Here is a 6,118-nt window from a genome sequence, read left to right on the forward strand (position 1 = left end):
CTGCTGCATCAATCTTAGCACTTATATCTGCAAGATCTTCTTCAGTTGCGCCAGCTGCCTCAGCAGCTGCTACAGCATCTTTAGCTGCTTTGATATTATCTTCTGTAGGTTCTGCTACTGCTTTGTCTGCTGCTGCATCTGCTGCTGTGATTGCATCATTCTTAGCCTTAGCTGCTTCTGCCTGAGCAATCTTATCTGTAGCTGCCTTGAGTTCGTCTGCTGTTGCGCCAAGAGCCTTGGCTGCATCTACAGCATCCTTTGCTGCCTTGATGTTAGCTTCTGTAGGTTCTGTTACAGCCTTAGCTGCTGCATCTTCAGCTGCTGCGATTGCAGCTTCTTTCTCAATTGCACCCTTTTCTTTTACTTCGATTTCAACTTCACCATATGCTGTATTAACGGTTGCTCTAAGAGTAACTTTGCCTACACCAACTGCTGTAAGTTTATGGTTTGGATAGTCTTTCTTAAAAATCTTATCGCTATCATCGCCTTTTATAGACCATACGATATCGGCAGATGGAATATCTGATTTTCCGTTATTTACCTTAACCTTAGAAAGATCAATCACATCGTCCACTTCTACAGTTGAGTTTTCCAGAACAACATTCAGCTTTCCTGAAACGAGGACTTCATAAACTTTACCATCAGCTATTGCTTTCGTAACTTGCGGTGCATTAAATGTATTAATGGCTCCATCATTTGCGTATACTGATGTCTTTGTAAGATTACCACTTTCCTGGTAAGACTTTACATAAATAATAGCTTTTGCGGTATCTGCTTTTGCAGCAGTTACAACATTTGTATCAGGATCAAGAACAAGTGCTGTTTCACTATAACCTCCAAATCCAGCAGTACCTTTACTTGTAAGAACACCCCATTCAACATTTGTTACAGGTTTATTATCATAAGAAACAGCTATATCATCAAGATCAAATGTTTCACCAACAAATAATTCTTCAGGCATTTCTGCGTCAATAGTAACGTTATCTACTGCAATAGTAAATTCTTTTTCACCTTCATAATAAGTTGTTACTCCATTTACATCTTTATGACCAATTACTGTAACAATAATAGTATCTTCAACATCTCCATCAGCTGGATTATCAATTAGAGCTGCTGTAGGTGATGTAACAGATTTAGCCGGTCCTGTAAATGCAAAGTTACCTGCGCTACCAGCTGACTTTTTCAGCGTCCACGAATATGCATCGATTGCATCAAGGGTAACATCTGACTTAATTCCAAACGTAAGTGTTCCATTTGGTGTACCTCCTCCAGCCGTTGCATCATTATGTTTAATTGTAAGCTTGTCACCTACAGTAACTGTACCTTTTTCAAGACTTCCATTACCATCAGCAGTGGCAGTTACATCAAATACAAATGTTGTAGGAGCTACATTAGTCACATCAACAACTTTTTTGAACTGATACTTCTTTGGCGCTGCTGTGTTTAAGTATCCACTAACAGTTAAAGTAGCAAGTTTCTGCGATGTTTTTAATGCTTTTCCAGCATCAGTCAGCTCAAAACCAACAGCATTATTATTTCCAGCATTCTTCTTTTTTGTTGTGTCTCCTGCTGTAATCTTTACATATGTATCATCTGACAGCTCATATGTTACATTCTCATAAGAAGTTGCTGTTAACGCAGTTCCATTCTGTTTAGGTGAAGCAACAGTCACTCCTGTTATTGCCCCAGATGTCAAGGCTTTGTTTAAGACAACGTCTTTTGAAAGCTCAACATCTGCATTTGTTACTACGGTTCCTGTTAATGTCAAAGTCTGTGCCGCATATGTTACAGCAGCTGATGTGCCATCATCTTCCACAAAATTAGCAGTCATCTTTGTAGCTATTGTCAGTGCTCCAGCACTTTCGTCGCTTACAGTAATTTTTATACCATCGCAATCTTCATCATAATAAGCTGTTGTACTTGCAGCTACTGGATTACCATATATATCGTTATCTCCAGTATTAGCTTTGGACTTATATCCTTCAACTGTATAGTTTGCAGCACCCGCACCAGATACATAATACGTAAATACTACATCAGTAAGATGCGCATCCGATAATCCATTAATATCATAGGAAGGATTACTGCCAGTCTTATTCGCTTTAGCAACACTAACTGTCACAGACTCGCCCGTTTTAGATGCGTTCCAATCATGCGTAAATGTAGCATTTGAAGAACCCGCTGTTGCAGTAAGCACTTCACCATTTACCGCAAATGCTAAATCATCAGATACTGTCCTTGCAGCTAATGCTACAATCCCAGTAAACGGAGCTGCAACCACGCTCAAGTTACTTACAGCCAAAGCACCGGCCAGTGCCCATGACCATATTCGTTTGTTTTTCTTCATAGAGTTTTCCCCTTTCATATGAAATGTGTTTGTCCTTTGTCGCGACAAAGTCAGGAGTTTTACCCCTGAGAGAATTGGCGATTTTTCGTTAATAATTTCAGAGCAAGAATCGTTAATTCTCTCAGAAATAAAAGTCGCTGAATCTGCCGTAACTTTTATATTGAAAGTCAGTGTTTTACTGGCTTTTCAATTCGTATACTTCAAATAGATATTTAGTGGACTTTTTAAACAGAAATTGAGTTGTTTAGGAAGAACAATTGACTATGCGCGATGTATTTTGAAGAGATGACAAATTCAAACTTCATCACGTTTTAAGGGGGTGCTTATTTAGCAAGCGGATATGAACTAAAAAAGTGTATGTCAACCGGAACTCACTGTTTACTGAGCAGATCTAACCTATATGTTCATGAACTAATTGTTCAGCAATATGTTTGAAACCTGAGTATCATCATATATAATGATATTTGTAAAGGGGTGAGTGTTTGATAGAAAAAATACAGATAAAGGAGACATTTTCTGTGAATAGAAAACTTCCCGTTGGAATACAGAGTTTTGAAAAGATGCGTACAGATGACTTTCTGTATGTTGATAAAACAGAATATATATATGAGTTGGTTCATAATAATGTGCCCTATTTTTTCAGCAGACCAAGACGTTTTGGTAAGAGTTTGCTCTTATCAACTTTAAAAGCTTATTTTGAGGGAAAAAAGGAATTGTTTTCAGGTCTGGCGATAGAAAAGCTGGAGGAAAAATCTGTTAATTCATGGAACAGGTACCCTGTATTTTATTTTGATTTTAATGGTACAAGTTATCAATCAGAGAATGCGTTAGAGGATATCCTTGATGAATTGTTAAGTCGTTGGGAAGATACCTATGATATTCCTTCCAAAGAGGGCTTGGGTTTAGGAGCCAGATTTCGAAATCTGTTAATTGCTGCAAAAGCACAGACAGGTCTTAAGAGTGTTGTTTTGGTGGATGAGTATGATAAACCACTTTTGGATGTGATTGATAATAAAGCTTTGCAGGTTCATAACAAGGAAGTATTTAAGGGATTTTTCAGTACTTTAAAGAGTTTTGATGAATATTTACAGTTTATTTTTATCACAGGAGTTTCGAAGTTTCATAAGGTCAGTATATTTAGTGACCTTAATCAGTTGACTGATATCTCATTGGATGAGAGCTATGCATCACTATGTGGAATTACAGAAAATGAATTGAGTGTTTATTTTGACGAAGAGATTGAACTGCTTTCTGTAAAGCATGGTATTTCGGTTTTAGAGTGCAAAAATGAGTTAAAAAAGCAATATGATGGATATAAATTCCATCATAATGGGGCTGGGGTATATAATCCGTATAGTGTTTTGAAGGCTTTCTTTTCAATGGAATTTGGTGCTTACTGGTTTGAGACAGGGACACCGTCGTTTTTGATCAGTAAGGTCAGGTCTTCGTCATTTGATTTAAGAAAGCTCACTAATCACACAATATATGCCAGTGATTCAATGTTAAAGGATTATACAGGGGACAGTCTGGATTTAGTTCCTCTTTTGTATCAGTCCGGATATCTGACAATAACAGATTATGATCCTGTTAAGCGGAGGTATACATTGGGCTTTCCAAATGAGGAAGTAAAGTATGGTTTCCTTGAGAGTTTGATGCCATCGTATGTTCCAAAGGCTACGGCAGGAAATGGGCTGGACATATTTACATTGGATGATTATGTTGAAAATGGTGATGTTGATAGTGTGAGAGAAGGCCGGGTAAAAGAAGCCCATCTTTAACATCTAAAAAGCCGAAACTCCAGAGTACATCTGGGATTTCGGCTCTATTATTATCTCATGTAAAGCGTAATGCTGCGTAGGTACTATTTTACCTTAAGCTGATAGTTGTATATTTTTGACCCATAATAGGAATTCGCAGTCCACAGGATAGTATTTCCAACGCATACCGGAGTCTCGCAGCTGTTAAGCTTGGCGGAGGAAGAGAATCTTGTAATCTTTTTCACGGTTGCTCCTGTCTGGTCTATGATTGTGTAATAAACACCCTGATAGCTTCCCTGATATTTTTCAAAAAGGATAACAAAACGTCCCTTGTGGTCAGCAACTACCTGTGGATTGGCAACAGTGTATTTGCCGTTTGTAAGCCACCTGATTCCATAATCTGTTACATCTTCAGTTCCGTTAAGGCCGGATGACCCTGATCGTGTTGAGGGTAAAACGTATGCATCAGGGTATTTCAGATTTTTTGTCGGATCGAATATTTGTATAAAAAGTGATTCCTTTTGGTTTTTTGCTTTTTTATTGAGCGCTTTTGCTGATGTGCCGACTAAAGCAACGTGGTTAATGTCTGAAACAGCGATGCCGCCCATGTGAGCAAAATTATTATTTACTATGAACATATTTGAAGAAGCATTCTTCTGGAGCCAGAAATGGAATATGTCAAAGGAGTTAACCCTGGTTTCACCTGTATTTCTTTTATAAATGGATGCGTCTTCTTTTGTCTGATAGGAGGAGCCATCGACAGGAATATCGGAATCATAATAATACCAGGTGCTTCTTTCCTTCTTTTCAGATACCGGTTCAGCAGAATCCTCTGTGGGAGTTGTGAAAGCTATGGAAAAAGCTCTGTTATACGCATCACCTTCGCTGGCAAGTATGAATCCGTCACGGTAAGGAATCGCGCGCTGGGCAAAGGAATGGGAGTTGTAGTATTTGTTCAGCTGTTGTTTCTGCATGGTAATGCGATTGATAATAAGTGCAGTATTACTCTGATGTCCGCTGTACATATGCCTTGCATAGTTTACGGCAACGAAATTACCATTAATAGCAATATCGCAGTTTCCTGCAGCAAAGGGCTCTTTTGTATTAAAGTCATTTGTGTAATACTCCGGTACACCAAAACTGCCGTTATCGCCAACTGTTGTTATAAGAGATCCTGTTTTCGAGTACTTGGATATAAAGACAGTTTCAGCTTTTTTATTAGAAGTTTTATTGTTTCTTCCGGATACTACATAATAGTTCCCGTCCTGGTCACATGAAACTGCACCAAAAATCGGATAGGGCATTTTCAGCTTAAGTTTCTTTTTCACTTTACCCTTTACTGTTGTGAAAATTGTTACCTTTTTGCCACTACTGGAAGCAAAGCAGTAATTTCCATTTTCATCCTTAAACTGTGAAACGTTGGAAACTCCTTCCCAGTTTGAGTAGTAGCCTTTCGGATAGATTGTGCCTGACATTTTGGTATCGGTTTCCTTGGCGTAGGTGCTGATTGGAAAAGCTGCTAAGGCTATGAAAATGACGCATAGAGCTGTGATTGTACTTTTTATAAATGATTTCATAATCTTATTTCTATTTTCCATTCCATATACGGTAAATTGTGGGAATTCTTTTTCTTTTTCCATATCATTTTCCTCCTTACTATGACAGAACTCACATTATTAGCACCATATTACTATATTACTATAAAGCGTTAGTAAGCGCTTTTTGTACCCCCGTTCATAACCAACCAGACCACCGGAGTGGCTTTAAAAAATAAAGCCTTCCCGGTGGCCTTTTGAAATTTCGAGAAAGTTTGATCTCATGTAGGCAGGAATCCTACTGACCTAGATCTTCCTTCCTGGTCTTATGTCTACACCTTGTCTGCATCTTTTCAGTCCATGGCATATACTCGGCTGCCCGTGCAGGCTCATCTTTGAAGTCTCGGGCATGTTCCAAAAGCTCTGTCAGGTAAAGTTCAGGATCAAGGCTATTTGCAGCTGCAGTATCAATAAGAGAC

Annotated in this window: 4 protein-coding genes; 1 reads left to right on the plus strand and 3 read right to left on the minus strand. The window is 38.6% G+C overall.

What is annotated here, in order from left to right:
- Window positions 1-2,347, minus strand: a 2,347-nt coding sequence (locus T501_RS20550; protein ID WP_330377124.1) for a hypothetical protein, incomplete at its 3' end; no start/stop codon positions are given.
- Window positions 2,348-2,865: 518 nt separating this feature from the next.
- Here T501_RS20550 and T501_RS19060 point away from each other — a divergent pair.
- Window positions 2,866-4,125, plus strand: coding sequence for an ATP-binding protein (locus T501_RS19060; RefSeq protein WP_155831577.1), 1,260 nt, complete (start codon window positions 2,866-2,868; stop codon window positions 4,123-4,125).
- 83 nt (window positions 4,126-4,208) lie between these two features.
- Here T501_RS19060 and T501_RS19065 read toward each other — a convergent pair whose 3' ends face one another.
- Both T501_RS19065 and T501_RS19070 read right to left on the minus strand, forming a co-directional pair.
- Complete coding sequence (locus T501_RS19065; RefSeq protein WP_044917072.1) at window positions 4,209-5,744, minus strand: hypothetical protein; 1,536 nt, start codon at window positions 5,742-5,744, stop codon at window positions 4,209-4,211.
- 193 nt (window positions 5,745-5,937) lie between these two features.
- A partial coding sequence (locus T501_RS19070; RefSeq protein WP_044917073.1) for a transposase domain-containing protein occupies window positions 5,938-6,118 on the minus strand: 181 nt, incomplete at its 5' end.

The sequence above is a fragment of the Butyrivibrio sp. WCE2006 genome (assembly GCF_000701985.1).
GTDB lineage: Bacteria > Bacillota > Clostridia > Lachnospirales > Lachnospiraceae > Butyrivibrio.